24 protein-coding genes and 3 pseudogenes are annotated in these 25,445 nt (G+C 44.9%); 14 read left to right on the forward strand and 13 right to left on the reverse strand.

Annotation, left to right across the window (positions count from 1 at the left end; translation table 11 throughout):
- Positions 1-48: 48 nt before the first annotated feature.
- Entirely contained in the window at positions 49-942 is an 894-nt protein-coding gene (locus UA76_RS04095) for a cation diffusion facilitator family transporter (protein WP_047043351.1), read from the reverse strand.
- Positions 943-1,226: 284 nt separating this feature from the next.
- Entirely contained in the window at positions 1,227-2,105 is an 879-nt protein-coding gene (locus UA76_RS04100; RefSeq protein ID WP_047043354.1) for a LysR family transcriptional regulator, read from the reverse strand.
- Between the two features lie 137 nt (positions 2,106-2,242).
- Here UA76_RS04100 and UA76_RS04105 point away from each other — a divergent pair, with 137 nt between their 5' ends.
- Entirely contained in the window at positions 2,243-2,827 is a 585-nt protein-coding gene (locus tag UA76_RS04105; RefSeq protein WP_047043357.1) for a class I SAM-dependent DNA methyltransferase, read from the forward strand.
- A 167-nt stretch (positions 2,828-2,994) separates the two neighbouring features.
- Here the strand turns inward: UA76_RS04105 and UA76_RS04110 are convergent, their stop codons facing one another.
- Positions 2,995-4,983, reverse strand: coding sequence for an acetoacetate--CoA ligase (locus tag UA76_RS04110; protein ID WP_047043359.1), 1,989 nt, complete (start codon positions 4,981-4,983; stop codon positions 2,995-2,997).
- A 229-nt stretch (positions 4,984-5,212) separates the two neighbouring features.
- Between UA76_RS04110 and phhA the strand changes: the two genes are divergently transcribed.
- Positions 5,213-5,992: a phenylalanine 4-monooxygenase gene (gene phhA, locus UA76_RS04115; RefSeq protein WP_047043361.1), complete on the forward strand. Its 780-nt coding sequence runs from the start codon at positions 5,213-5,215 to the stop codon at positions 5,990-5,992.
- A gap of 44 nt (positions 5,993-6,036) precedes the next feature.
- Positions 6,037-6,375 carry a 4a-hydroxytetrahydrobiopterin dehydratase gene (locus UA76_RS04120; protein WP_047043364.1) on the forward strand — a complete coding sequence of 113 codons (339 nt, stop codon included), beginning with the start codon at positions 6,037-6,039 and terminating at the stop codon, positions 6,373-6,375.
- A gap of 76 nt (positions 6,376-6,451) precedes the next feature.
- On the opposite strand, the gene UA76_RS24430 is transcribed toward UA76_RS04120, so the two are convergent.
- From UA76_RS24430 to UA76_RS04135, 4 genes are all read right to left on the reverse strand, one after another.
- Positions 6,452-7,615 (reverse strand): putative bifunctional diguanylate cyclase/phosphodiesterase, encoded by a 1,164-nt coding sequence (locus UA76_RS24430; protein WP_238322179.1) that lies wholly within the window; start codon positions 7,613-7,615, stop codon positions 6,452-6,454.
- A 65-nt stretch (positions 7,616-7,680) separates the two neighbouring features.
- Positions 7,681-8,412, reverse strand: coding sequence for a CHASE domain-containing protein (locus UA76_RS24435; protein ID WP_238322180.1), 732 nt, complete (start codon positions 8,410-8,412; stop codon positions 7,681-7,683).
- Positions 8,413-8,477: 65 nt separating this feature from the next.
- The gene (locus UA76_RS24000; RefSeq protein ID WP_047043366.1) at positions 8,478-8,783 is read right to left on the reverse strand and encodes a hypothetical protein; all 306 of its coding nucleotides are present in this window, start codon (positions 8,781-8,783) and stop codon (positions 8,478-8,480) included.
- Between the two features lie 84 nt (positions 8,784-8,867).
- Positions 8,868-9,431 (reverse strand): hypothetical protein, encoded by a 564-nt coding sequence (locus tag UA76_RS04135; protein WP_047043369.1) that lies wholly within the window; start codon positions 9,429-9,431, stop codon positions 8,868-8,870.
- 79 nt (positions 9,432-9,510) lie between these two features.
- Between UA76_RS04135 and UA76_RS04140 the strand changes: the two genes are divergently transcribed.
- From UA76_RS04140 to secF, 4 genes and pseudogenes are all read left to right on the forward strand, one after another.
- Positions 9,511-10,173, forward strand: a complete 663-nt coding sequence (locus UA76_RS04140) for a hypothetical protein (RefSeq protein ID WP_047043372.1) — start codon at positions 9,511-9,513, stop codon at positions 10,171-10,173.
- Between the two features lie 165 nt (positions 10,174-10,338).
- The gene (locus UA76_RS04145; RefSeq protein WP_047043416.1) at positions 10,339-10,779 is read left to right on the forward strand and encodes a hypothetical protein; all 441 of its coding nucleotides are present in this window, start codon (positions 10,339-10,341) and stop codon (positions 10,777-10,779) included.
- Between the two features lie 102 nt (positions 10,780-10,881).
- Complete coding sequence (gene secD / locus UA76_RS04150) at positions 10,882-12,705, forward strand: protein translocase subunit SecD (RefSeq protein ID WP_047043375.1); 1,824 nt, start codon at positions 10,882-10,884, stop codon at positions 12,703-12,705.
- A 2-nt stretch (positions 12,706-12,707) separates the two neighbouring features.
- Positions 12,708-13,609, forward strand: a pseudogene (gene secF, locus UA76_RS04155) (protein translocase subunit SecF).
- A 102-nt stretch (positions 13,610-13,711) separates the two neighbouring features.
- On the opposite strand, the gene UA76_RS04160 reads toward secF, so the two are convergent.
- Together UA76_RS04160 and UA76_RS23585 are read right to left on the reverse strand one after the other, a co-directional pair.
- A complete protein-coding gene (locus UA76_RS04160) occupies positions 13,712-14,122 on the reverse strand; it encodes a nuclear transport factor 2 family protein (RefSeq protein WP_047043376.1) in 411 nt (136 codons plus the stop codon).
- Between the two features lie 68 nt (positions 14,123-14,190).
- Complete coding sequence (locus tag UA76_RS23585) at positions 14,191-14,355, reverse strand: hypothetical protein (protein ID WP_157617560.1); 165 nt, start codon at positions 14,353-14,355, stop codon at positions 14,191-14,193.
- 209 nt (positions 14,356-14,564) lie between these two features.
- Here UA76_RS23585 and yjjG point away from each other — a divergent pair.
- Positions 14,565-15,238 (forward strand): annotated as a pseudogene (gene yjjG / locus UA76_RS04165) (pyrimidine 5'-nucleotidase).
- Positions 15,239-15,272: 34 nt separating this feature from the next.
- Here the strand turns inward: yjjG and UA76_RS04170 are convergent.
- Both UA76_RS04170 and UA76_RS04175 read right to left on the reverse strand, forming a co-directional pair.
- Positions 15,273-15,950 (reverse strand): annotated as a pseudogene (locus UA76_RS04170) (helix-turn-helix transcriptional regulator); the annotation flags it as partial.
- 24 nt (positions 15,951-15,974) lie between these two features.
- Entirely contained in the window at positions 15,975-16,289 is a 315-nt protein-coding gene (locus UA76_RS04175) for a hypothetical protein (protein ID WP_047043377.1), read from the reverse strand.
- 340 nt (positions 16,290-16,629) lie between these two features.
- Here UA76_RS04175 and UA76_RS23590 point away from each other — a divergent pair, with 340 nt between their 5' ends.
- The gene (locus tag UA76_RS23590; protein WP_157617561.1) at positions 16,630-16,800 is read left to right on the forward strand and encodes a hypothetical protein; all 171 of its coding nucleotides are present in this window, start codon (positions 16,630-16,632) and stop codon (positions 16,798-16,800) included.
- Here the strand turns inward: UA76_RS23590 and UA76_RS04180 are convergent.
- Together UA76_RS04180 and UA76_RS04185 are read right to left on the reverse strand one after the other, a co-directional pair.
- The gene (locus UA76_RS04180) at positions 16,793-17,386 is read right to left on the reverse strand and encodes a LysR substrate-binding domain-containing protein (protein ID WP_084705465.1); all 594 of its coding nucleotides are present in this window, start codon (positions 17,384-17,386) and stop codon (positions 16,793-16,795) included. The two genes, UA76_RS23590 and UA76_RS04180, sit on opposite strands and share 8 nt — an antisense overlap.
- A complete protein-coding gene (locus UA76_RS04185; protein ID WP_047043383.1) occupies positions 17,359-17,721 on the reverse strand; it encodes a LysR family transcriptional regulator in 363 nt (120 codons plus the stop codon). The genes UA76_RS04180 and UA76_RS04185 overlap by 28 nt, the downstream gene beginning before the upstream one ends.
- A 114-nt stretch (positions 17,722-17,835) precedes the next feature.
- Between UA76_RS04185 and UA76_RS04190 the strand changes: the two genes are divergently transcribed.
- From UA76_RS04190 to UA76_RS04205, 5 genes are all read left to right on the forward strand, one after another.
- On the forward strand, positions 17,836-19,278 hold the full coding sequence (locus tag UA76_RS04190; RefSeq protein WP_272946000.1) for an amidohydrolase: 1,443 nt from the start codon (positions 17,836-17,838) through the stop codon (positions 19,276-19,278).
- Entirely contained in the window at positions 19,275-19,574 is a 300-nt protein-coding gene (locus UA76_RS25130; protein ID WP_272946001.1) for an amidohydrolase family protein, read from the forward strand. Before UA76_RS04190 ends, UA76_RS25130 begins: the two co-directional genes overlap by 4 nt.
- A 298-nt stretch (positions 19,575-19,872) precedes the next feature.
- Complete coding sequence (locus UA76_RS04195; RefSeq protein WP_047043385.1) at positions 19,873-21,606, forward strand: amidohydrolase; 1,734 nt, start codon at positions 19,873-19,875, stop codon at positions 21,604-21,606.
- A gap of 63 nt (positions 21,607-21,669) precedes the next feature.
- The gene (locus tag UA76_RS04200) at positions 21,670-22,089 is read left to right on the forward strand and encodes a hypothetical protein (protein ID WP_047043387.1); all 420 of its coding nucleotides are present in this window, start codon (positions 21,670-21,672) and stop codon (positions 22,087-22,089) included.
- A gap of 470 nt (positions 22,090-22,559) precedes the next feature.
- Positions 22,560-25,181, forward strand: coding sequence for a cellulose-binding domain-containing protein (locus UA76_RS04205; protein WP_047043390.1), 2,622 nt, complete (start codon positions 22,560-22,562; stop codon positions 25,179-25,181).
- Positions 25,182-25,445: the final 264 nt, after the last annotated feature.

Raw genomic sequence — 25,445 nt, forward strand, 5'->3', positions numbered from 1 at the left:
AAGAGACAGTCCTTAGTAGGAAGCCTTTTTGAGAGAGTGGGAGCAGCTCTAGCTTGCGATGTTAAGGTTTAATTGAAGATCCAACGGAACATTAGACAAGCGCTTTTGCAAAGTTTGGCGCGCCTTTTTTACGTCTGCAATGGGTAAGTGTTTATCTTCAGTTCTTAAATCAACATCGACCCTGAGCTCTTGACCGACTTTGGTTACGCCTGCCAGTTCTAGGTGTTGATCGAGTTCGTTGTCCACAGCTTGAATCGTTTGGTCCACTTTCTGGATGATCTCTTTGCTTGGTGACATCATTAGCAGCTCTCGCACCGCTTCTTTTAGCATGTCATAAGGAACCTTAATAAAGTAGAACGACATAAGGATCATCATTGCAGGGTCCGCATAAACGTTAAGCTCTGCATAAGGCGTAAGCGTCATGGCCCAAGCTACTACGAAGCCTACAGTCACCGCTAGGCTGAGAAGCGTATCCATTTGCCACTGTTTCGTCTCTGCGTTAATCAGGCCGGAAGAAAACTGCTTACTCTTCCTCGCTATGTACCACCACGCGTAGCTACAACCTAAAACGTTGATGATACCGAAAATGGTTGCAATCGAAGCGTTAACCTCGCGGCCTCCACTGAACATCGCGGTGACAGCCGAATAAAGAGAGTAACTTACAATCGCTAGAATCACGCTGGCTTTTACCACGATCACGATAGGCTCGATCATCGCTTTACCGAAAGGAAATCGACCAGCAGAGGGCGTTTGGATATATCGTGATGCGGCTAGCGACAATAAAGTTAGCAGTAGGCTGACTAAAGAATAAACACCATCAAAAACGATAACCAATGAACCAACCATCAAGCCTAGTACGAGCCCCATGACTGCAAACCCTGATGCAAAAAGGGCTGAGAAAGTGAGAATTCGTTTTTCATTTAAGCTTGTTCGAGCACACATAGAATATTACCGTTTAAAAACCTATCTCTATTCTTTGCAACCAGTGGTGAATTTACAAACAGAACTTGAATTTATAGAGCGGGAAATATGTGGGTAAAAAATTAAGTGTTTACAAATCAATTATTTATATCGAAACCTTGCCGCCATTAATTTTGACGGTCACTGATGGGGCGAAAAGTTAAACTGTGATATTGCGCAATAAATAGCCGACTGTGCAGTGGTTGGATGGATTTAATATTAGTGAATTTTTTGCTAATTGTATGAGTTACCAAGAAAGGTTTATTTTAGAAATCAAACAGATATTCGTTGAGCTTGTCGGCAAGCCATGTCATCCCCGGATGCTCAATCATGCCAGCAGCGGTAAACATGCAGTAGTCTTCTTGAGTTAAGCCGTAGGTATGTTTGATCACGGAGAGATCTTGCGCGCGCAAATGGTGGCGAATTAGGGGTTCCGGAAGTACGCCCCAAGCATCTTCGGTGAGAATGGTACTGAGCATGTAGTCGAAGCTCGAAAAACCAATATGGCGTAAAGAAAAAGGCTGAAGTTCAGGGTTGTCTTTCTCGTTTAGATAAACCATTACCGCTTGCATAGAATTTCGCAGCACTTCATCAGAGACTCGGCGTAGTTTGCTTAATGGGTGGGATTGCTTACACACCGACATCATACGAATCTTGCCAAGTGGCTGGAAGTTGATTCTAGGATCATCGGTTCGCTCATAATCAACGCCAAATGCGTAATCGACTTGTCCGGTTTCAACTAAATTGGCCAAGTCACCGCTAGATGCGAGCACCGTATTAAATGATGTTGCAGGGAAACGATTATTCAGTTTATGCGCCAAATCTTGCCAAAACTCATCGGGTAGGGAATCGTCGCGAGCAATCCAAACTTCGGCGTTAAACTCGCCAGAAGCCTGAGCGCAAGTCTGTTTGATTCTGGCGCTGGTAACAAGCAAGTTCTCGCAGTCTTTGTAGATTGCTTTGCCCGCTTCAGAGAGCGTCACGTTGTTACCGCTTCGTACAAACAGTTCGGTATTCAGCTCTTTTTCAAGGGCTTTGATGGCCATACTCAGCTTGGTTCTGTTGCAATCGAGTTGTCGTGCCGCTTCAGAAACAGAGCCTGTGTCGGCGACTAAACAGAAGGCTTCTACCTGAGATAAGTTCATACTTTGCTCGTTTGTGCTTGAGTCTATGAATCATATACAAATTTTTTCAAATTGTCTGTTTGAAAGATGTTCCCGAACGCCATTTTGGTTTACTCTAGAGACTGCTGCCAAATGAATGAAGTAACAGGGAGATCATGATGGCGAATGAATGGGATGAGTACGCAGAAAAGTGGGAACAGAATGAGTCTACGGCTGTATACGCGTCTAATGCTTTTTATCAGCTCAGCAATCTTATTGATTTAAAAGGCAAACATGTTCTGGATTTCGGGTGTGGAACGGGTCTACTCACTCAGCATATGTCACCGCTAGCAAAGGATATTGTAGCGTTAGACGGCTCTGAAGCGATGATTGAAAAGCTTGATGAGAAAGAGCTAGCCAACGTTGAGCCGGTCGTTGACTATTTAACACGTGGCTTGGTTGCGCAGCACCCTGCGTTTCGCAGTCAGTTTGATGCGGTCGTTGCCTCGTCTGTGTGTGGTTTTTTGCCAAGCTTCTCTGAAACGGCTGATATTATCTACTCTATCTTGGATAACGGTGGTTACTTTATCCATTGGGATTGGTTAGCTGAAGATGAAGCGCAAGGTTCTGGCCTGACTAAAAACAAGGTAGAGCAAGTGCTGACCAGTGTGGGTTTTGTCGATGTTTCAGTCAGCGTACCTTTTGAAATCACAACCGCTGACGGCTCACGAAAAGTCTTGATGGGTGTGGGTCGTAAGGCTTAGCTATGAGTCAGTTGGGGTCGCAAGTCTCGCATTTTTACTCCCCACTATGATATAGGCTTGTCACCTCAACAGTTTTAAGTTTCAAAACGCCCCCTCCAACTGGGGGCGTTTTTTGATCATCGCGACTATGTATTAGTGAAGAGCAGATGCCTTTTACCGAACGCTCTTTAGGTTTTAAACTCCGTATTGGCAATATCTTTAACTTGATCGAGTACTTCAGGGTTTGCGATGGCACCTAGGTTCTTGACCTCTTCGCCATGCAGTACTTGTTTTACCGCAAGTTCGACGAGTTTTCCTGACTTGGTTCTAGGGATCTCACTAAGGGTATAAATTTCGTGAGGAACATGTCTTGGAGAGCATTTTTCTTTGAGTAGCTGTTTAATATAGTCTTTCGCCTCATCACACAGTACTTTGCCTTCTAATAATTGCACGAACAAGATAACTCGTTCGTTTCCGTTGTCGTTGAATCCAACCGCAATCGAATCGACAATATGGTCGATTCGATTAACCTGCTGATAGATTTCGGCGGTACCGATTCGCACCCCTCCCGGGTTTAACGTAGCATCACTGCGGCCAAAGAACTGAATCCCGCCTTGCGTTGTCAACATAACATCATCTCCGTGATGCCAGCAGTTTTGATACTTACTCCAGTAGGCGTGATGATAGCGTTCACCATTGTCGTGCCAAAAACCAATTGGCTGATTAGGGAAGCTATTGCGGCAGACGAGTTCACCACGTTGCTCGGTGAGTGATTGGCCTTGGTCATCGAACACAGCGACATCCATTCCCAAGCCAGCTGCTTGACAGTAACCTCGGTAAACAGGAGATATCGGATTACCTAATACAAAGCATCCGCAAATATCAGTACCACCTGAAATCGAAGCCAAATGCAGATCGGCTTTGATATGTTCATAGACGTAGTCAAATTGCTCGGGGTAGAGCACAGAGCCTGTCGAGCAAAGTGTTTTCAACTTGGGTAATCGGAAGCTCGAACTTGGGGATAGCCCTTGTTTATCAATCGCTTCTAGATATTTAGCAGAGGTACCAAACAGGGAAACCTCTGCTTGCTCAGCGAGTTGCCAAAGACGGTCGGTTTGAGGGTAGACGGGGCTACCATCGTATACCACGAGTGTCGCGCCGCTTGCTAACGATGAAATGTGCCAGTTCCACATCATCCAACCGCAGGTGGTGTAGTAAAACACCTTGTCATTGGGCTGCACATCGCAATGAAGTTGGTGTTCTTTAAGATGGTTGAGGACGGTACCACCGATGGAATGAACAATGCATTTAGGCTTTCCAGTGGTCCCCGATGAGTAGAGGATAAATAGAGGATCATTAAATCCTGCGCGGGTATAACGTATGCCCCGAGGAATAAAGCTAGCCAGTACTGCTTGCCAATCCGAGAACTCAAACGAGTTGGTTGAGCTGAAACTTTGTTGCTCTAGATACTCGATTTGGCAGGTATTCGATAGGCTGGGTAGTTGCTCTACAATGGCGGCATTTTTGCTCGTCATGTCGTGAGTTTTGCCATTGAAGGTGTAACCATTACAACAGAAGAGAACTTTGGGCTGTACCTGACCAAAACGTTCAATCACGCTATCGACTCCAAAGTCAGGAGAAGTCGACGTCCAAATCGCGCCGAGGCTGGTGGTGGCAAGCATGGCTACCACGCTTTCAGGTATATAGGGGAGATATCCGGCGACAACATCGCCTTTTTGTACGCCATTATGATTAAGCCACTGCTGCACAATGGAAACTTGATCGCACAGTGCTTGCCAAGTCAGGCTGCGCTGTTGATTGTTTTCGTTGTCGAACCAAATAGCGGTTTGGTTCGGTTGTTGAAAAGCGTAAGAGAGCAGATTTTCTGCGTAGTTGAGCTGAGCTTGAGGAAACCAAATCGTGTCGCGATTCGATTGGAAGCTCTCCCATTTCGGACGTCCCTCACCCACTAGGCAATCTCCTTGATAGCCAATGACATCGCAAAACTGCCATACCTCTAACCAAAACTGCTTGGCTTCATTGATCGACCACTGATGCAATGTGTCATAGTTTTCAATCACTTCGCCTTGCATATTAATATGTTCAATAAATTGGTTCAGGTTGGATTGAGCCATTCTTTCTGGGGTAGGCGTCCAGATAGGGTGTTGAGCAGACATAACGACTTGTTCCATCAAATTGCGGGAGAAAACATCTTCAATAAGTTTGGTTTAAGATTGGGTAATGTCAAACCTGCCGACTAAATCAATTTCCTGATTCTTATACGAAAAAACCTCAAATGTAAAAATTATGTTACAGTGGTGTTTTGGGTTTGGTTGTGCTGAAGTTGGTCGCCAAAAAAGGAAAAGGTTAGGCTTAAATGAGTGACCTAACGAGAGGAGCGGAGTGATGAGTCAATATCATTCCAACCCTGTCAATGAACAAGGATTTGTTGACTGGAGTAAGCAGGAAGACGGTATTTGGCGTGATTTGGTCGAAAGACAATCGAGCTTAGTGCAGCAGCGGGCTTGCCAAGCCTACCTTGATGGGCTTGAGCTACTTAACTTACCTCAAGGTAGGGTGCCTCAGTTACCTGAAATCAACCAAGTACTAATGAATGAAACGGGTTGGCGGGTTGAACCTGTACCCGCATTAATCAACTTTGATCGTTTCTTCGATCTATTGGCAAACAAGCGCTTTCCTGTGGCGACGTTTTTGCGCACTAGGGAAGAGTTTGATTACCTGAAAGAGCCTGATTTTTTTCATGAAATATATGGCCATTGCGCCATGTTAACCAATCCAGATTTCGCGCACTTCACTCACCATTACGGACAACTTGGCAAGAGTGCAACGGCGCAAGAGCGTGTTTTTTTGGCGAGGCTCTATTGGTTTACCGTAGAGTTTGGCTTAGTGAAGCAAAATAGTGATCTAAAAGTCTATGGTGGGGGTATCTTGTCTTCGCCAGGGGAAACCGTCTACGCGCTAGAAAGTAACATAGCCAAGCGTGTGCCGTTTGATATAGAAACCGTACTAAGAACCCCTTATAGAATCGATATCATGCAGCCTATCTATTTCGTGCTGAATGATCTGAAACAGCTATATTTGTTGTGTCAGCGAGATTTGATAAGGGACGTCTACAAGGCGCAAAACAAAGGACTGTTAACCCCATTATTTGAACCTGTTAACTAAGTCTTTTTTACTGAATCATTCCATAATATAGAGGGAGCAAACTCATGCTTAACGAGCTCAAGTGTGAAGCGTGCAGTGGCGATGCCATCGCATTGGATAAAAATCAGCAGCAACAGCTACTCACAGAACTGACAGATTGGTCTGTGATTGAGCGAGGCGGTATCCCACAGCTTGAAAAAGTGTATAAGTTTAAGAATTACAAACTGGCGTGGGCCTTTTCTAACAAGGTGTCTGAAATAGCGGAAGAGGAATTTCACCATCCAGCTATTTTATTGGAATGGGGTAAAGTCACCGTGACTTGGTGGAGTCACGAGATTAAGGGGTTGCATCAAAATGATTTTATCTGCGCAGCCAAATGCGATAAGGCCCTGAACGACGCTTGAACAATGGTGCCCGATAGACTAGCGTATCGTCAAGCTAACGGGCAGTTAGATGACTTTACTTGGGCAATAATTCTGATTAAGCCAGCTTGGCGCACACTTGATGGGCGTGAATAATCCCTCTCACTTGCGACTCTGCCACTGGCTTCGATTTGAGGTATCCTTGCATAAAGTCACAGCCGTAGCTCGCCAGAATGTCGAGCTGCGCTTTCGTTTCAACCCCTTCTGCTACCACATCTAAATCGATGGTTTGCGCCATGTTGATCACTGCATGACACAAGCTGTCAGATTTGGGATTTTGTTGCCCAATACCACTAACGAAGCTTCGATCCATTTTCACCACATCAACTGGGTATTCATTGAGCACGCCAAGGGATGAATAGCCCGTACCAAAGTCATCGAGATAAATGGTGACCCCGAGGGACTTAATTTTCTCAAGCATAACGGCCGAGCATTCAGAGCTACTGAGTAAAAGTGACTCGGTGATTTCCACACCAATACATTGAGGTGGGAAGGAGTATCGAGAAACCGCCTTTTTGAGAGTCAGATAAATATGTTGAGACTCAAATTGCTTAGCAGAAACGTTAATGTTGATTCTAGGCATTAAGGTGATTGTCGAGTCTTTCCACAGCGATTCCAAGACTTCGCATGTTTTCTCGACCACCCAGTCTCCGATTTTTATGATATGACCGGTTTCTTCTGCAATCGGAATGAATTTGTCTGGCGGAATGAAGCCTCGTTCTGGATGCTGCCAGCGCAACAACGCTTCAAAACCGCTGACTTCATCGTTATGAATTGCGTAAATCGGTTGATACACAAGCTGCAATTCTTGCTGTTCTAACGCCACAGTGATGTCTTGCTCAAGAGCAAACCTTTGCTTCGCTTGTTGAAACATTTGTTCGTGGAAGAAAGCGATTTTCTCTTGACCGGATCCTTTCGCCTTATACATAGCAGTATCGGCTTCTCGAAGTATGGTGGCTAGGTCCTGAGAAGGGTCCGTGACGATCGAAACGCCAATACTCGCACCAATGTGGAAGGTTTGCCCGTCAATGGTGTAGGGTTCACTCAATACATGAGCATAACGCTTACAGATGCCCTCTAAGGTATGGCGGTTGATTTGCTCAGGAAGGCAGATCACAAATTCATCACCACCAAAACGAAAACTAATGTCTTGGTTACGGCAATTTTGAACTAAGCGCTTCGCGACTTGTTGTAGTAACTTATCACCATGGATATGCCCCATGGAGTCATTAATGTTTTTAAAACGGTCTAAATCGATGAAGAGAATCGAAAAGCCTTCACTCCGGCCTAATGCAACTGACGAATACGTTCGTTCACTTCACTCGTAAGGGCCTGACGGTTAAGCATGCCAGTAAGAGTGTCTTGAACTGCTTGTTTGGCTAGCGTCTTGGTTTTCTCTTCTATTACTTGGTCTGATACCTTGAGTCGCGTGGCATAGAAATCAATCGCGAGAGAGCCTGAAAAAGTCAGCAGCAATATCAGTGTCACCGCGCTTCCACCATATAGCAGTATGCTTGTAGAGTCGTCTAATACTGAAATCTCAAACTGCCATTGGCTATTGAATAACTCGATGTTGGCTCGGTTCTCATAGGTGGCAACGCGCTCAAGCCAATTGTTTTCCGAAAGCTCAGTGCTCACGTGTGTATGAAAGATGGTTTGATCATCTGTTGTCGTGACTTTGATACCAAACTGACGGGAATTAATTTGCTCCGACCACGTAATCCCCAAGAGTTCATGGATGACGATATTGCCTACCACGAAGCCTGCCAGTGAACCATCATTATTGAAAGAAGGAAGATAGAGTCGGAAACCAGGTTGCTCATCAATTTGCGTTGCCACGGAAGCAACGCGTTTTGTCTCATAGGCTCGTGCCATGGCTTGGGCTTCGCCTTCACTGAGCTCGAAGCGATGACCCAAATAATCGCTGCCTTCAAATCTTGGCGAAACATAAAGCACAGGCAAACTGGCTTGTGACAAAAAGTAGGGCAGGTCATCGTTAGCCTGTGGCGCTGGTGTCACTCGGTATCCAAGGAAACCGTTTTTGAGGGCTCGAACCTCGAGTTCGCGAGTGAGCGTATTTGGCGTTACAGGTAGCAGAGTAACGATTGGATGATGGAATCGATACCTGTACGATTCTTTAAATAGTTTTGAAACTGTAGCTGGTCGGCGGAATTACTGTTCTCTAGAAACAATCTAGTGGAAGTCATCAAAGACTCGACACTTTCAAGACTATGAGATAACGCCTTGAATTTCATATTGAACTGACTTTCTAACTGATGGTTTAGCTCTTTCTCTTCGTAGAGAAAAACCGCAGCAAAACCCGCCGCAGCAATGGTGAAGCCTACTAACCAAATAGTCGTCCATGTCTTAAGTGTTAGTGCAGATTTCAAAGCAAAACCGATATTCCATTCATTTTGTTGATGAATACTACGGGCAAATACATTTCTTGTAAATGATAATTGATGTCATTTACATCAATTAGGCTTGCTTTCTGTGAGGGTGCTTGCCTCAAATTTATAAATATCTTGTAAATGCGATAGTTTATCGATGAGCTCTAATATGTCTTCTATCAATTCAAGATTGATTGTTGAGTACCTGTCGGCAGCGATGCTATTGGAACGGAACTTGGCTTTTGCGCAGCGAGCACTCATTTGATGCCATTCTCTGCTCTGCTGTTTGACCCGTTTGGAGTATAGGCCGAGTTGCGCAATGTATTCATCTAAATGCTCAACCATGGTATTTGCGGTTTTGATTTGTAGATTCATCCTATCGTGGAGTGGGGTTTTATCGGGCCGCCAAAAAGACTCAAGTTCTTGCTCTGTGAACTCCTGATGCAGAAAAATTTGACGTCGATACATGGTCAGTAAGGTGTTGTAGGCTGTTGCGTGTTGGTTGAACTGCTGGTCGATCGCTTTCTGTTTATCAAGAGATCGGTTCCAATCTAATACGTCGCATTGCTGCCCAAAAGCAAGCAGGGGTAAAGTGAGGCCAACAAGTGCCGATAGCGTAAGTAAGACGTGGCGAATTGTTACAGCCATTCAATACTCTCTGAAGATGAAATCAAGTAAAGTATAGAGAGCATTCTCGAATTAGACCTAGAACTTAGGACAATAAATCATGAAAAAAGGCTTGATGTTTATACTGTTACTGCTCGGTTTAGCGTGCGCGGGTGGCGGTGTCTATATTTTCTACTTGAAGCCTCAAATGGATGCAGAGAAGGCCGCAATGGAGCAAGTTGAAGAGCCTGCACCGATGGTCGAAGAAGAAGAGATGGAGCCACTGGTGGAGGAAAAACCACCAGTGACGGAGTTTTATGTTAACCCACCACAACTAGGAATTCGCGAATACCCAGACTACGATGCGTTTGTTGATAGCGTGATCTACCAAGGCGACAAGGTGTTCATCCTTGAAGAGCGAGATGGCTGGGGGCGAATTTCGCCTTATTACGTGTATGAAGAAGGGGGAGAAGAGGTAGCAGAGTGGCTCCCTATGGAGGCTCTAGTCGAAGAGCCGCCGGTGGTGAGTAAAGAAGAGCGAACCGAGATCTTGACTGCGTTTATTGAAAAGTCCGATGATTTCAAAGAGCACCAAGAGATGTTCCTAGCCAAGACGGATGAGCTGCTTAAAGAGGGTACGTGCAAGCCGTTTGATTTTGAAGAGCTTGGCGGTTGGGTCAGATCGGTTCGATTCGGTGAGGATGTGTACTTTGTCTACTGTGGTGGGCTTAATCAAGCCAACAAGATTTATCTCAATATTCAAACCGGGAAAATCTTCTATTAGCTTGGTTTATTGTTGTTTTAACTCGAGAATCTGACTGAATGTAAAAGGCTAAAGAGACAATTAGATCTCTTTAGCCTTTTTTTGTTGCTTGTTGCGCGCCTTCACAGTAATGTCGCATCATCAAAGATTCTAGAGCCGTTTTTCTGGAGAGTGAGTTTCGTGTTAATGCTTCGTTTATTGCTGTGTGCGTTTATTGTGATGGCTATGCCCTCGCAAGCATTGGCATACTTAGCAAAGAGTGAAGCTGACGTCGTTAACCGTTTAACGGTCGACTTGCACCAGTCTCCAATTGACCTTGCGGCCTTGAGCTACAATGATGCTCAGCAACCTGCGTCGCCAGAATCATCAAGTCACGTTAAGCCAAGCTGTTCGGCTATTGTTAATTTAAGCCGCTGGAGCGTAAGTTCGCGAACGCTTGACCAAACGGATGACAGCAACAGCTTTGGTGCAGATACCTACGCTGCCAAACATCGCTTATCTTCTCTCTTTACCTTGCCAATCTACGATGTGGATTACTGGCAAGGTGATGTTTATGCCTCAAACTTCCGTCTTTCTGGTTGGAAGGAATCTAACGCTCTCTACGTCGCGCTCAATAGTCAGTTCTAATGGCTCACTAATGACCATTTAGGTCGTTAGACCTCAGTAATCACACCCATTAAAAATACATAGATTTTAGACTTGACCTCGTGGTCAAGGGATGAGCCGTAGATGAAAAACAGACACTCTAGAGTGATCAACCGTTACCCTGCGTGGAAGTACGTGGTGTTAGTGGTGACGCTCGTTATTTTGGCACTAAGTGCTATTCCGACATGGTATGGCGAGCAGCCTGCCATCCAAATTCGTTCAACTGAGAAAACTGGAACCTTTAGATCTATTGATTCGTTGAATCGCCTGCTGATTGGTAGCAGTATTGAAGCCCGACAGATCGATCAAAATGGTCAGCAGTACACCATCATTTTTGATAACGAACATGATCAATCCAAAGCGCGAGATGTGCTTGACGATGAGTTATCAGAAACCGATACCATCACATTCTCCTATGTATCCGTTGCACCTAAATGGCTAACCGATTTTGGCTTGCAGCCGATCAAACTTGGTTTGGACCTACGTGGTGGTGTTCAGTTCTTATTGAACGTGGACTTGGATACCGCATTTAATGAGCAGCGTGTTGCGATTGCTGACGAAGTGCGAGCCATGTTAGTGGGTGAGCGCATTCGCGGTGTTCGCGTAGAAACGCTAGGAACCGATAGCTTAGAAATCCGAGCGCAAACAGCAGAAGGGATGCAGTCGGTACGTGAATTTGTACGCACTAACTATCAAGGATGGGACGTAGAGAATCATTCTCGCCGTTTGGTGGTAAAACCGAGCGAGCAGTTCCGCAGTGAGTTTCGCAGTAACACCATTGCGCAGAACCTAAAGATTATGCGCGATAGGATCGAAGAGCTAGGCATTACCGAAGCACTCGTTCAAAGACAGGGTGAGAACAGCATTCGTATTGAATTGCCGGGTGTTCAAGATCCCGCTCAAGCGAAAAATGTGATTGGCGCAACTGCAAGTTTGGCCTTTCATCAAGTGAAGTCACCTTCAGAACGCGTAACACGCAGTGATTACGTTGTTGAAGACAACGACGGCAACGATGTTGTGTTGGTGAAACGTCCTGTGCTTACGGGAGAGCACATTGTCAATGCACGTGCGGGTGTGGGCGAAATGGGCATGGCAGAGGTTAACATCTCGTTGGATCATGCTGGTGGCCGTAAGATGAGTGATTTCTCTGGTGGTCATATAGGTGAGCCAATGGCAACGGTGTATCGTGAGTACACAACCAATGCGAAAGGCGATACCGAGCTAAATGAGAAAGTCATCAGTGTCGCAACCATTCAGTCTCAACTCGGTAGTCAATTTAGAATTACCGGTGCGGGCAACATGCGTGATGCGCAAGAGCTTGCGCTATTGCTGAGAGCGGGCTCGCTAACCGCTCCAGTTACCATTGTTGAAGAGCGGACAATTGGCGCTTCACTTGGTGCAGAGAACATCAGAAATGGCTTTGCTTCACTCGCTTTAGGCTTGGGATTAACGCTGACGTTTATGGCACTTTGGTATCGCCGTTTAGGTTGGGTAGCCAATGTTGCACTGATCTCAAACATGATCTGTCTGTTGGGCCTTATTGCTTTACTACCAGGTGCGGTTCTGACTTTACCAGGTATCGCGGGTTTGGTGCTGACTGTGGGTATGGCGGTGGATACCAACGTACTGATATTTGAGCGGATTAAAGACAAGATGGCGGAAGGGCGAACCTTTGCTCAATCCATTGATCAAGGCTTCGACAGTGCAATCAGCACGATTTTGGATGCGAACATCACCACAATGATTACTGCAGTGGTTCTTTACTCTATCGGTAATGGCCCGATTCAAGGCTTTGCTCTCACTCTAGGGTTGGGTTTGCTAACCAGCATGTTTACCGGTGTGTTTGCTTCTAGAGCAATCATTAACTTGGTATGGGGTAAAGATCGTCGTCGCGATGTAAGGGTGTAATCATGGTCAATTTCTGTAAAACAAATATTCGTCAAATTCGTTACTTCACCAGCGTCGTCTCTTTGGTTTTGATGGTGGTTTCGCTTGGTGCTTTGGCTATCAAAGGGCTTAACTTAGGATTAGACTTTACTGGCGGCATGGTGACAGAGGTTCAAGTGGACCGGAACCTAACCAGCAATCAGCTTCGTTCATTTGTGGTCGATGAACTGGGCGAGGGAGCAACGGTTACCCAATCAGGGGAAGAGGGCCGTTGGACCGTTCGTTACGCGCTTCCAGAAGAAGGACAAACAGCACCGGATGTGGCATCTGTTTTAAGTCAGGTTTCTAACGAAGTCAGCGTAGTCAGTAACAGCATGGTAGGCTCTCAAGTAGGAGAGGACCTCATTAACCAAGGCGGATTGGCGCTCTTGATCTCAATCTTGTCTATTCTGGGTTACTTGTGTTTCCGATTTGAATGGCGTTTAGCATCGGGTTCACTACTCGCCTTGGCGCACGATGTGGTTGTTGTGTTGGGTTTCTTCGCGCTGACCCAAATGGAGTTCAACCTAACCGTGTTCGCTGCCGTGTTGGCAATTCTCGGTTATTCCTTGAATGATTCCATCATCATTGCAGACCGTATTCGTGAGCTTTTGGTCGCGAAACAGAAAGAAGCGACAGAGGTCATCACTGACCAAGCGGTGATTGCGACTTTCTCACGTACGGTTGTCACGTCAGGTACCACACTCATCACGGTTGGTGCTCTGTGGTTAATGGGAGGAGACGCCCTACGCGGCTTCTCAACGCAATGTTCATTGGCATCTTGTTTGGTAGTTGGTCGTCGATTTCAGTGGGTACTGTGTTACCGGAATGGCTGAAACTTGAACCAAAACACTACTTACCTGTAGAAGTGGACTCCGCGCCATAAGTAGTAAGATTTTTTAAAAAAACCCCGCGCAAAGTGGGGTTTAACTTTTTGATTCTATAGGACTTTACTATTGTAAATAGGAGAGAGTTATCGCTAGTCCCACTATGCAGGTTCGTGTTCACGCCAACTCGCCGTCACATTGTCGCTGAGCTTGAATGGTGCGCAGCCTGTACCTTGGTGATACTTCATCTGCCAACTGCCGTTAGAGCAAACCCAAAGCGACGAACGTTTGGTGAAATGACCTATGTGCCCTAAGCCATCATTCCAAGCAGTTTTGTAAAGTAGTAGAACGACATTAGGCTCCATTTGCAGGCATTCGTAGTCTTGAGAGTGCAGCTGTCCTCGAGTGGGTTGTTCACTCTGCATCAAATTATTGATGGTGGTGAAATCATAGCTATTGCCTGATTCGCCGATTTGTCGAAAATCAGGATGAAGCAGTCTTTTTACCTTATCTGGGCATTGACGAACCTGATATTGATGAAGAGCGACTTCAAGCTCTATAAGTCGATCCATGTCTGACTTCCTATCGTGAATTATCACATTACTATAACGACCAAAGCGCTTTTGCTGTCAAGGGCTGGTTAGATCTCTGTCGGCTCTTGCTCATCGTTGGTGTCGTTTTCGGAAGCGCCATCACACTCATCTAAGATCATATCCATCGTCTCGTTTTCAAGAACTTCTGGATCGTCATAGTGACGGACTACAAATGGGGTTAACATAACGCTCGATGGTAGGAAATGTTTCATTACGACTCCTCGGAACTCTATACGGATGAACAATCATCTACTGGTTTCCTACCTTATAAGAAATACGGAGGTTGGCTGCTTTGCGCTGTGTCATGATGAGCCGCATAGAGTAATATGAAATACGATTCTGGGTAGATGATCACACTGGTCGTAAGCGAAAAGTTAGCGTAGTATCGCCCCCTAATCCTATAAAGTAGAGAAATAAAATAATGAAATACGATTGGATTTTCTTTGACGCCGACGAAACTCTATTCCACTTTGATGCGTTCAAAGGCATGCAGCTAATGTTCGAACGCAAAGGCGTTGATTTTACGCGTGATGATTTCGCAGAGTATCAAAAAGTGAACAAACCTTTGTGGGTGGATTATCAAGATGGAAAGATTACCGCAGGCGACATTAAGCATCTTCGTTTTGTGGATTGGGCAGAGCGCTTAAAGACCACTACACAAGAGCTCAACAGTGCTTTCTTGCAAGCCATGGCAGACACTTGTTCGATGATCCCGGGCGCGAAAGAGCTTTTGGAAGCCTTCATGGAAATGTAAAGCTAGGGATTATCACTAACGGCTTTACTGAGTTACAAGCGGTGCGTTTGGAAAAGATGGGGCTGAGCAATCACTTTGATCATGTCATTATTTCTGAGCAAGTGGGCGTGGCTAAACCAGATTTGGGTATTTTCTCTCACGCACATGACACCATTGGGCGGCCTTGTAAGTCTAGGGTGTTAATGGTGGGCGATAACCTACATTCGGACATTTTGGGTGGCGTGAACTTTGGATTTGATACCTGTTGGTTCAACGCTTCGGGGAGTGCAGCTCACCAAGAAATCAAGCCTAGTCTGACGGTTGAAAGTTTGGGTGAACTAAAACAGGTATTGGTTGCTTAGTTGGGCACCTTGCATATTGGCGATCACGCATCTGGGGGGCATAGAGCGCCAAAAAGTGAGGGAATGATTTAGTACTGTTCGTTTCGAAGGTTTCATCTAGCACTGACATTGATTGAATACGATCTAAGCGGAAATGGCGATAGTCATCTCTCAGCTCGCACCACGCGACTAGCGTCCAGTTTCTTCCCCAGAACATTTGGCCGAGCGGCTGCAACTTTCGCTCGGTTTTCGCACCTTTTTCATCGCTATAAAAGATAGATACCTTGTGCTTTGCATCTGTAGCATGGCGCAACAGCTTACCACGTTTCGCAGTTTCTGATTGAGTGTGGAAATCGGGAACCAAAATAGGAAAGGCTTCCACCTGCTGCTTTAACTTGTCTGGTAAAACGGATAAGATTTTGGTTGAAGCACTTCTAGATGCCTCGGCAAGCTCTTCATCTGACCAAGCTCTGACCATTCTCATGCCAAGCTCTAGTGCCATCATCTCTTTTTCAGTAAACATAAGCGGTGGTAGGTGAGAGCCAGCTTGTAAAACGTAGCCAACCCCCGCCTCTCCCAGAATAGGAACTCCAGAGTTAATCAATGACTGAATGTCGCGATAGATGGTTCGTTCGCTGACTTCCATCGTTCGAGCAAGCTCTGCGGCAGTGGTTGCATAGCGTTTCGAGCGTAGCAGTGTCAGTAGTTCGAACAATCGTTCTGATTTACTCATTGAAGTCCCTTAGAGTCTGTAAAATTAGTCAGTTTGGCATGAACTCATTTTAATCACTTCGTGCTTCATATCCAGTGATGCTGGATCAATCAGTGACATCAATGGTTTACAGTCTTCACTTGTTTCAAACTGTTCTCCGGCCGCTCTGGCTTCTTCTATTGAATTCCAATAGACAACATCGGTCCAAGTTCCCGTCTCTTCATGTTGGCTAAGAGAACGGTAAAGAAACCCTGGCAGTGAGGAAATGAATGTTTGGCTCTGTTTGGTTGCGGCAATAAGGTCTTGCTCAGTTGCGCCAGCGACGAGTGCGTATTTAACCGTTTCAATTACGTTGCTCATGGTATATCCCTTTCGATTTCATGTTGAATCACGCGTTATTGCGCTTGAGTACATAGTAGGGAGTGCAAGTGACAGATCCTGTCAGGAGTGTTTCAGCATTAGGCAGATTCCCATTTATTTTTGGGAAAGCGATAACTTGGCCCTGCTGGACTTTCGAGTTTTATCAATACTATTAGTGACTTGCTTTGGTTAGCTGGGCTGTTTCTACAGGGTAAATAAAAATGAATAAAGTTATAAAAAGTGACAAAAATACTAATCACGTTGATTGTCAATAAATCGGGTTTGAGGTGAGGGTATAACTGCATGCGTTAAAGACTTCTACTACAGGTAAGGGTAAGCAATGCGCAATCTTCTTAAATCAAAATTATGGCTAGTTGTTGCAGGAGCGTTTTTGGGAATTGTTGTTACAGCTAAGATTATCACTTTCAATGAGGAAGAGGCGCTCGCCGAAGACTTTCCTATCGGTAGTTTTGAAGTTCAAGTCTTTTTTGAACAGCAAAATGTTATGTAGCTTTTAAACCTCTTTGTTCCATCACTGAAGTGGCAATATCGATAATGATACTTCTAACAAATTGATGCGCAGGATCTCTGTGGCATCTTTGATGCCAAAAACAGTATGTTGGAATAGGTGCAATCTCATCAATTCTATGAATGGTGAACTGACTATTGTCGAGGTGATTTGCTGCACCCAAAGGGAACACCCCTATTTTATTCGAGCTGGCAATCACCCTAGATAATACGGAGTAGCTTGAGGCTGAAGCGGCTACTTTTCGCGTGCGTTTAAGTTCTTCGGCCAACCCATCAATCAATTCTTCCCCCAGCCCTGCGGGAAATGCTCGTACATGTTGATAATCGAATATTTCTTCGATAGTGAAATCCCGCTGTGCTAAAGGGTGGTCCTTAGCAGTAACAACACTTAGTGGCATTGCGCCTATCTGGTATCCATGCAATTGAGCATTCATATGGACAATGGAATTCAGTGCCATATCTATTTTGCCTTCATTAAGCCAGTGTTCAGTATTCTTTTGCCAATCAACGATCTTTATCGAGACATTGGGCGCTTCTGTACTTAGCTGTTTAACAAAGTAGGTAGCAATACTTCTGCGCCAATATTTTGTACCGCGATCTGAAACTCGCGATTGATGTTTTTAGGGTCAAATTCTGCCGATTGAAGAATACTTTCCACATTGGCGGCAAGTTCAGACAGTTTTGGCTCAAGGGCTCTTGCTCGTTCGGTAGGCTCCATTTTCTTTCCAACTTGAACAAGCAAAGGGTCATTAAGTGTTTGGCGTAATTTGTTTAAATGGTAAGTCACGCTCGAAGGTTGCATCGCCATTTTTTCTGCTACTTCAGTAATGCTAGGAAATTGAAGTAACAATGCCAGGACTCTCAGAGACTTAAGCTCTAGTTGAGATAACGGATCTTTCGCCATATCGGTTCTTTTCAAAAATTTGAATATAGCTTTAGTTTAATTCGAATTTAGTGAATTGACTATCGGAGATATGATCCGTTTTGAATTTAATCCTACATAAATGTGGAGCATCTAATGACAACACAACCATTCCTACAACCGGGCATTGAATATAATCAAGAAGCTGTACTGTACACAGGTAAGTTTATTACTGTGAATGAAAAACAGCCACGTGCAACTGCCGTAGTGGTTAAAGATGGAAAAATTCTGTTTACCGGCACTTTAGAACAAGCAGAAACATTTTTAGCCAATGAAAATATGGAATACCGTTTAGATACGCAGTTTGCTGATAAAACGATAGTGCCAGGCTTTATCGAAGCGCATATGCACCCAGTAGGCGCTGCGTTATTTACGGCGTTATTTGGCTACGTAGGACAAATTGAACGTATTGCGGGTGGCGGTGAAATTTTAACGGCTAGTCTGACTAAAGAAGCGCTACAAGAAAAAATTAAAGGCTTTGTTGACGCGCACAATGCAGCAGGTAAACAGGGTGAATGGCTTAACTTGTGGGGGCTAGATCCTCTGCTAATGTCTGACGGCACCATTGTTGATCGTGATTTCTTGGATGCGTTGTGCCCAGATTCTCCTATCTTGTTAATGCATGCTTCTTGTCACCTCAGTGTTCAAAACACAGCGGCAATTGAAAAAGTAGGTTACAGCCTAGATGATGATCCAGCTTTTGTATTCCGTAAAGAAGGTCGTTTGACTGGTGAAATTGCTGAAATGCCTTATGTGCTAAAGGCGATTGCTGCTGGTGCGTATAATATGGGTACGCCAGAAGATGCTGTTGGCGCAATGATTGGTTATGCAGACAGTGCAAGCCGACTTGGCGTAACGACATTATCTGATTGTGGTATGGGTGTCCCTTCTAATCCATACCCTCTGTTGCAAGCATTAGCAAAAATGCCAGCATTCCGAGCGCGTGTTGCTGCCTACCCACTTGTTCCTAACTTCAATATTGAACAAATTGAAGAGTTTAAAGAGCAAAGTAATGATCGCCTATGGGCCACGAAAGTAAAATACCTGAATACTGATGGTTCAATTCAAGGCTTCACAGCACTTCTGAAAAAAGGCGAGAAGTACTACAACGGCAGTGCAAATGGCCACTTGTCCTACACGCAGGACAAAATGTTTGAAGATGTATTCTATGCTCACCAACAAGGTTACAGCATTTCCTTCCACTGTAATGGCGAAGGGTGTACTGATGAGCTACTCGACTTGATTGAGCGTATGCAAACAGAGTGCCCTCAGCCTAATGTTCGTCACTGTCTGGAGCACAATCAGATGGTTACCCCTGAGCAAATGGATCGTATGTTGAAGCTGGGTGTGGTTCATAACTTATTCGGTACACATATTCCTTACTGGGGTGACGTGCATGCAACTCAAACGGTAGGTCCTGAGCGCGTAAAAACGCTGAACCCATTTCAAACTTCAGTTAAGAAGGGAGTCCCATTCTCTATTCACTGTGACGATGTTGTGACTCAGGTCAACCCGCTATTCATGATGTGGGGGCGATGAATCGCCAATGTGTGTTCTCTGGCAAGGTATACGGCGAAGAAGAATGCTTGACAGCTGAACAAGCTCTTCATGCAGTAACACTTGGCGCTGCTTACTTAATGGAAAAAGAGGACATGATTGGGTCGATTGAGGTTGGCAAGCTTGCAGACATGGCAGTTCTAGATGAGAGCCCGCTTGATGTAGACAAATTGTCGGTTAAGGATATCAATGTTCACGCAACGATGTTAGGTGGTGATGTTACTGTTCACCAAACCGCTAATTCTGAATCAAAGAACGCAGAAGCTGAAATGGTTTAGCACTTAGCGATAATCATCAACTCTAAAAGGCGCAATAGCGCCCTTTTACCTATTTTTAGAAGAGTACTGTGTTTAATGTCATTATAAGTTTATGAATAATACGCTTTTATTGGTTTGTTGTGTCTAGCTTCAATGGAGTGGATAGTCTGACTTTCAGGTTTTTTAGCTATTCCATATTTTGATGTTTGCACAATAATTTTATTTCATTTTTAAATATTCGAAAGCCAAAGTGGGTTGGTGCACTCTGAGGGGGAACAAAAGAATTAACTTTGTATCCTACTTATATCGGAGTTTCAAAATGACTACACAACCATTCCTAAACCCAGGTTTAGAATACAGCGCAGAAGCTGTTCTTTATACGGGTAACTTTATTACAGTGAATGAAAACCAGCCACGTGCAACGGCTGTTGTTGTTAAAGATGGCAAAATCCTGTTCACAGGTACACAAGACCAAGCAGAAACTTTCCTAGCAAACGAAAACATTGAGTACCGTCTAGACGCTCAATTTGCAGACAAAACAATTGTACCTGGCTTCATTGAAGCTCACATGCACGCACTATCAGCTGCACTATTCACTTCTCGTTTTGGCTATGCAGGTCAAATCGAGCGTACCGCAGAAGGTGGCCGTATACTTCCAGCTAGCCTTACAAAAGAAGCACTGATCGAAACAATTTCTCGCTACGTTGAAGAGCACAATGCGGCAGGTAAACAAGGTGAATGGCTAAACCTATGGGGCCTAGACCCATTGCTCCTTGAAGGCGATGTTGCTGTAGACCGTGATTTTCTAGATGCAATCTGTGCAGACAGCCCAATTTTCGTCATGCACACGTCTTGTCACGTGGCGGCTTTCAACTCGCTAGCGATTGAAAAAGCTGGCTTTAGCCTAGACGACAATCCAGCGTTCGTATTCCGTAAAGACGACCGCCTAACAGGTGAAGTTGCTGAACTTCCAGATATGATGCGCGCGGTTCACGCAGGTGCATTTGACATGGGTACGCCACAAGATGCAATCGCTGCAATGGTATCGTACTCAGATAGCTGCTCTCGCCTAGGTATTACAACTATGTCAGATTGTGGTATGGGTGTTCCTGCAAACCCTTACCCACTATTCCAAGCACTTTCTGCAATGCCTGCATTTAAAGCTCGTATGGCTGCTTACCCAGTACTGCCTAAGTTCAAAGTAGAAGAGCTAGAACAATTCAAGGCGCAAAGTAATGACCGCCTATTTGTTACTAAAACAAAGCACATCGCAACAGATGGTTCTATTCAAGGCTTTACAGCGGTACTAAAAGAAGGCGAAAAGTACTACAACGGTCGTGAAAATGGTCACTTCCAGTACAGTGCTGAAACAACATACGAAAGCGTATTCTACGCTCACAAAGCGGGCTACAGCATCTCTTTCCACTGTAATGGTGAAGGTTGTACAGAGGCACTCCTTGATCTTATCGAGCGTATGCAAACTGAGTGTCCGCAGCCAAATGTACGTCACTGTTTAGAGCACAACCAAATGGTAACGCCAGAGCAGATGGACCGCATGAACAAGCTTGGTGTCATTCACAACTTGTTTGCTACGCACATTCCATTCTGGGGTGATGTACACGCAACGCAAACGGTAGGCCCTGTTCGCGTAAACACGCTAAACCCATTCCAAACTTCGGTTAAGAAAGGTGTGCCTTTCTCAATCCACAGTGATGACCAAGTAACTCAAGCAAACCCGCTATTCATGATGTGGGGTGCAATGAACCGTCAGTGTGTATTCTCTGGCAAGGTTTATGGCGAAGATGAATGTCTAACGGCTGAACAAGCACTTCACGCGGTAACAATGGGCGCGGCATACCTGATGGAACAAGAGAACATGATCGGTTCTATTGAAGTCGGTAAGCTAGCGGACATGGCAATTCTCGATCAGAACCCTCTAGAAATCGCTAAGCAAGATGTGAAGGATATTAAAGTTCACGCAACGATGCTTGGTGGAGACCTAACAGTTCACAGTGCATCTGAAGAGAAAGCTGCGGAACTAGAAACCGCTTAACTTTAATATCAACTATGAAAGAGCACGTCTTCGTGCTCTTTTTCATGCTTAATAAGAGTTCTTATGAATAAAAGTACCTTAAACGAACTATTACTTTGTAGTGCAATCGGCACTGGAGCTATGCTTGGGTACGGTGCGGTATGGAATTGGGTCTCTGTTGACAGCCTTATTATGGCAATTGTTTCAGCAATAATAATGGCTCTAGTATTAAAAAGTTCTGTTGCTTTTGAAAAGTGGGCAGCCGACAAATGTCTAAGCCAGAAGGCACTCCCTAAGATTAAACGTTTCTTTTCTTCTTGGATGATCCTTATTGGCTCAAAAGTAATTGCGATGGGCGCTATTGTAATGCTATTTGGTGAACAAGTTCAGTTCTCCGGGCCGGCTGGCGGCGTTATTTCATTTTATATAACAATTATTTCAATTGTAATTATTGAGTCTTTGGTTCTGAAGTCATTCAATAAGACTAAATTAGCGGCCTCCTAAGTCAGCATAATTAAAAGTTCTGCTCTGAGCCTCTCATGTTGAGAGGCTTGTTTACAAGTTCGTTACATCTCTAGGTGATCTTACTTCAATTATGTCTGTTGTTAATTGTCGTTAAGTTGTTGCTATTTTCTTTAAATTCCCCATAAAACCCACCAAGTACACCTTGTTGTATATGAATTAATTTAATATTCAATGAGTTCCTTAGCATTGCTTGTGATGTAAATGTTATATTGATTCACCTTCTGAATGAATTAATTCTTACCATCAATAAAGTTGTGCAAATTAAGACTCGGTTAGCACCTTATACGTGACTTGAGCCGAATAAAATTAAGAATATTGGCAGTTTTGCCATTAAGTTTATCAAGAGGTGCTAACTTATTTTTAGATAATTATTTATCTAGACCTATAAAAAAAATGTATGCATAAAAGCGTGAATCAAATAGCTAAGTCTATTAATAAAAGGAACAATTATGTTTAGGATGAACAAGATAGCAGCCACTTTGGCGTGTGTTGTTTTAAGCGGTAACTTGTTTGCAGCTGAGCCCTATGATGCAACTAAGTCGTACTCTGGTGGTACTCAGGTAACCGTTGATGGTAATACTTATGAAGCAAAATGGTGGGTGAACGCTGGGCAAAGTCCAACAGACAGCTACGCTAATGAGTGGGATTCTCCATGGAAACTTGTGAGTGGAACTACCCCAGATCCAACACCGGACCCGACACCTGATCCAGACCCGACACCAGACCCTGACCCAACACCGGACCCAGATCCGACTCCTGACCCTACGCCGGATCCAACTCCTGACCCTGTACCTGGCGATCTTTGTGCTGACTTCAATGTTTACCCTAACTGGACACAAGGCACTCACGCGACAGCGGGTGATATCATGGTGGACAGCAACGTGGCGTATAAGGCTAACTGGTGGACAACGTCAATTCCAGGTAGTGATGGCAGCTGGTCATTGCATCTGAATTGTAGTGAAACGCCTCCAGGTGGCGGTGGTGGCACAGCACTGTCTCTACCAAACCCTCTAGATCCGGTTAGACTGGAAGTGGCAGGTTGGCCAAGCCATTTTGTTGCAGCAGGCCCGGCGACATTTGATGCGCCTTCAACACTCGCTGTCGACACCATTAACAGTGCAGATTTGGCGGATGTCACTGCATTAACCAACGCGTTTGTTAGTTTAATTGAAGCAGCTGATACCGCTGGCACAACCTCTATCATCATTAACAGTGATGTACTTGATGTCGCGACTGCAGACAAAGGCGCAGCGCTTGGTACTGTAGCAGTTAAGCAGGCGTTAAACGCAGCGGTGAGTGCAACAGCAGCACAAATTGATGCGGCAGATATCAACGCATTGACCGATGATGTTCAAGGTTGGGCACAAGCGTACAACTTAGTGATTTCTACTCTTGCTCCGCAAGCAACCTTTGGCTGGACGTTAAGCATCGGTGATTTCGCTTACGATGTTCATTCTGGTAAGCGTGCTGTATGGAATGCTGCTTCTGGTGCAACGGCTGATCTGCTAGCGACTTTCGAACTGTATAAAGCGGACTCGCTAACTAAAGCAGATTTTGTCTCTTTCACTAAGTCTGCAGCAACACCGGCACTAACGGCTGAACAGTGGCATTACGCGCTTGAATATGTCAAACAAGTGTCTGACCATATCAAGACGCCAGCGCTCCTTTCTTCCATTCCAACCTCTCAAGCAACATCGTACTTCTTGGGTAATACCTCTGGTGACCGCAACATCCGTAAAGCAGCTCACAGCAATGTGTTTGCGATTCTTTTCGATTCGGATAGCGTAAACCTAGATCAGAAAATATCTGAGTACCAAACCGCAACGGTTCCACTGTATTACGTCGGTGAGAGTGTTCAAAATGGCCCTCTAACACGGATTGCTTCGCTTAACTCAGAGCTTGCAGCGGCTGAGAACGCAATGAACAACCAAGCGTTCCTATACGAAGTTTCGCAAGGTAACTGGGCTCCTTCGACAGTGTATAAGTGGGCAGACTTTTTGGCTGGTCTTAACTCAATGCACAACGTAGGCGTTGCAGGTAACACTTTCTGGTTGTTGGATGAAACCGCGGATGATGCGACTAACGCTTTGTATGCTAAAGTGGCCATTGCAGCGTTCCTTGCTCAAAGTATGCAAGAGACGATTCGCTACAATGCTTGTGACGAGAACAACTGGTCAGAAGTTCGCTACGGAGCGCCAGTGAATTATCCAATGACAGCAAGTTGTGGTCAGCTAGGTCAGAAATACGCGGATTATGGTATGGACCCAGTGACTGGTGTGGATCATCCATATTCGTGTCCACGTGATCCTAAGATGGAAGTGACTGCTTTAACTAATGCGAAATGGTACGGTGCGCCAGCGCCAATCTTCGCCGCACCAGATTCTGTTCTTGAAGAGAAAGGTCTATTAGTAAACGGTAACGTTGGTCGTTGGACAAACGATGGCCACTGTATGGAAGTGCCTACTTCTGTAGACGAGTCTAAGCAAGTTTGGGAGCGTGAAGACTGTAAAGTTTATGAAGGTCAGAAAGCCGGTAAGTTTATTTGGGATGGTTCAGACACTACGGGCACAGTTGAAGGCTGTGGTTGGTGGGGACGTGGTGTAATCCAAACCACAGGTCGTCAGAACTTTGGTACTCTGAACCACTTCATGGGTCGTTCGCACGTTGATCCCGAAACAGTAGGCACAACAGTAAACGGCGTAGTGGTCGAATCTGCACCAGCTAATCCACTGTATGCTGACCTCGACTTCTGTTCTAACCCAGGGCTTATTTGTAGTTCAGAAGAGAACAGAGAGATCAAGTGGATTGCAGGTCTATTCTACTGGGTATCTTCAGTCCAAACTTACAATGATGAAGGCGGTCCTTACGCTTACTGGAACTATCACACAGAGCTAAAAGCTTACGTTGATGGTGGTTTGAAAGGCACAGCGTTTATCGATGCAGTATCGGGTATCGTTAACCGTGGTTGTCCAGATGACCACTGTCCAATCAGTGGTGAAGTTCACGCGATTAAAGAGCGTCAAGATAACTTCAAACTTGTACTTCAAACCTTAGGTTTGAACCCACAGTAATTAGCTAAGTTACTTCTGTAATAAAGCCCTGAGCCTAATATGCTCAGGGCTTTTTTTATTTTTCTTGACCAGCTGTATCCAAAGCACGAGAGGTCGGTGGAGATGTAGACATGTAAAAGCCGAATGTAGCGACCAAAATCATCAATATCATAGACATATTAAAACCACGCGCTCGTGAATGGGCATAGAGTGTCGTCAGATATCTTAGCTGATGAGAATCTAAACCAAAATCTTGTGCGACGGAAAGTGTTCGTTCGTTATTAA

Source organism: Vibrio mexicanus (genome assembly GCF_001012815.1).
GTDB lineage: Bacteria > Pseudomonadota > Gammaproteobacteria > Enterobacterales > Vibrionaceae > Vibrio > Vibrio mexicanus.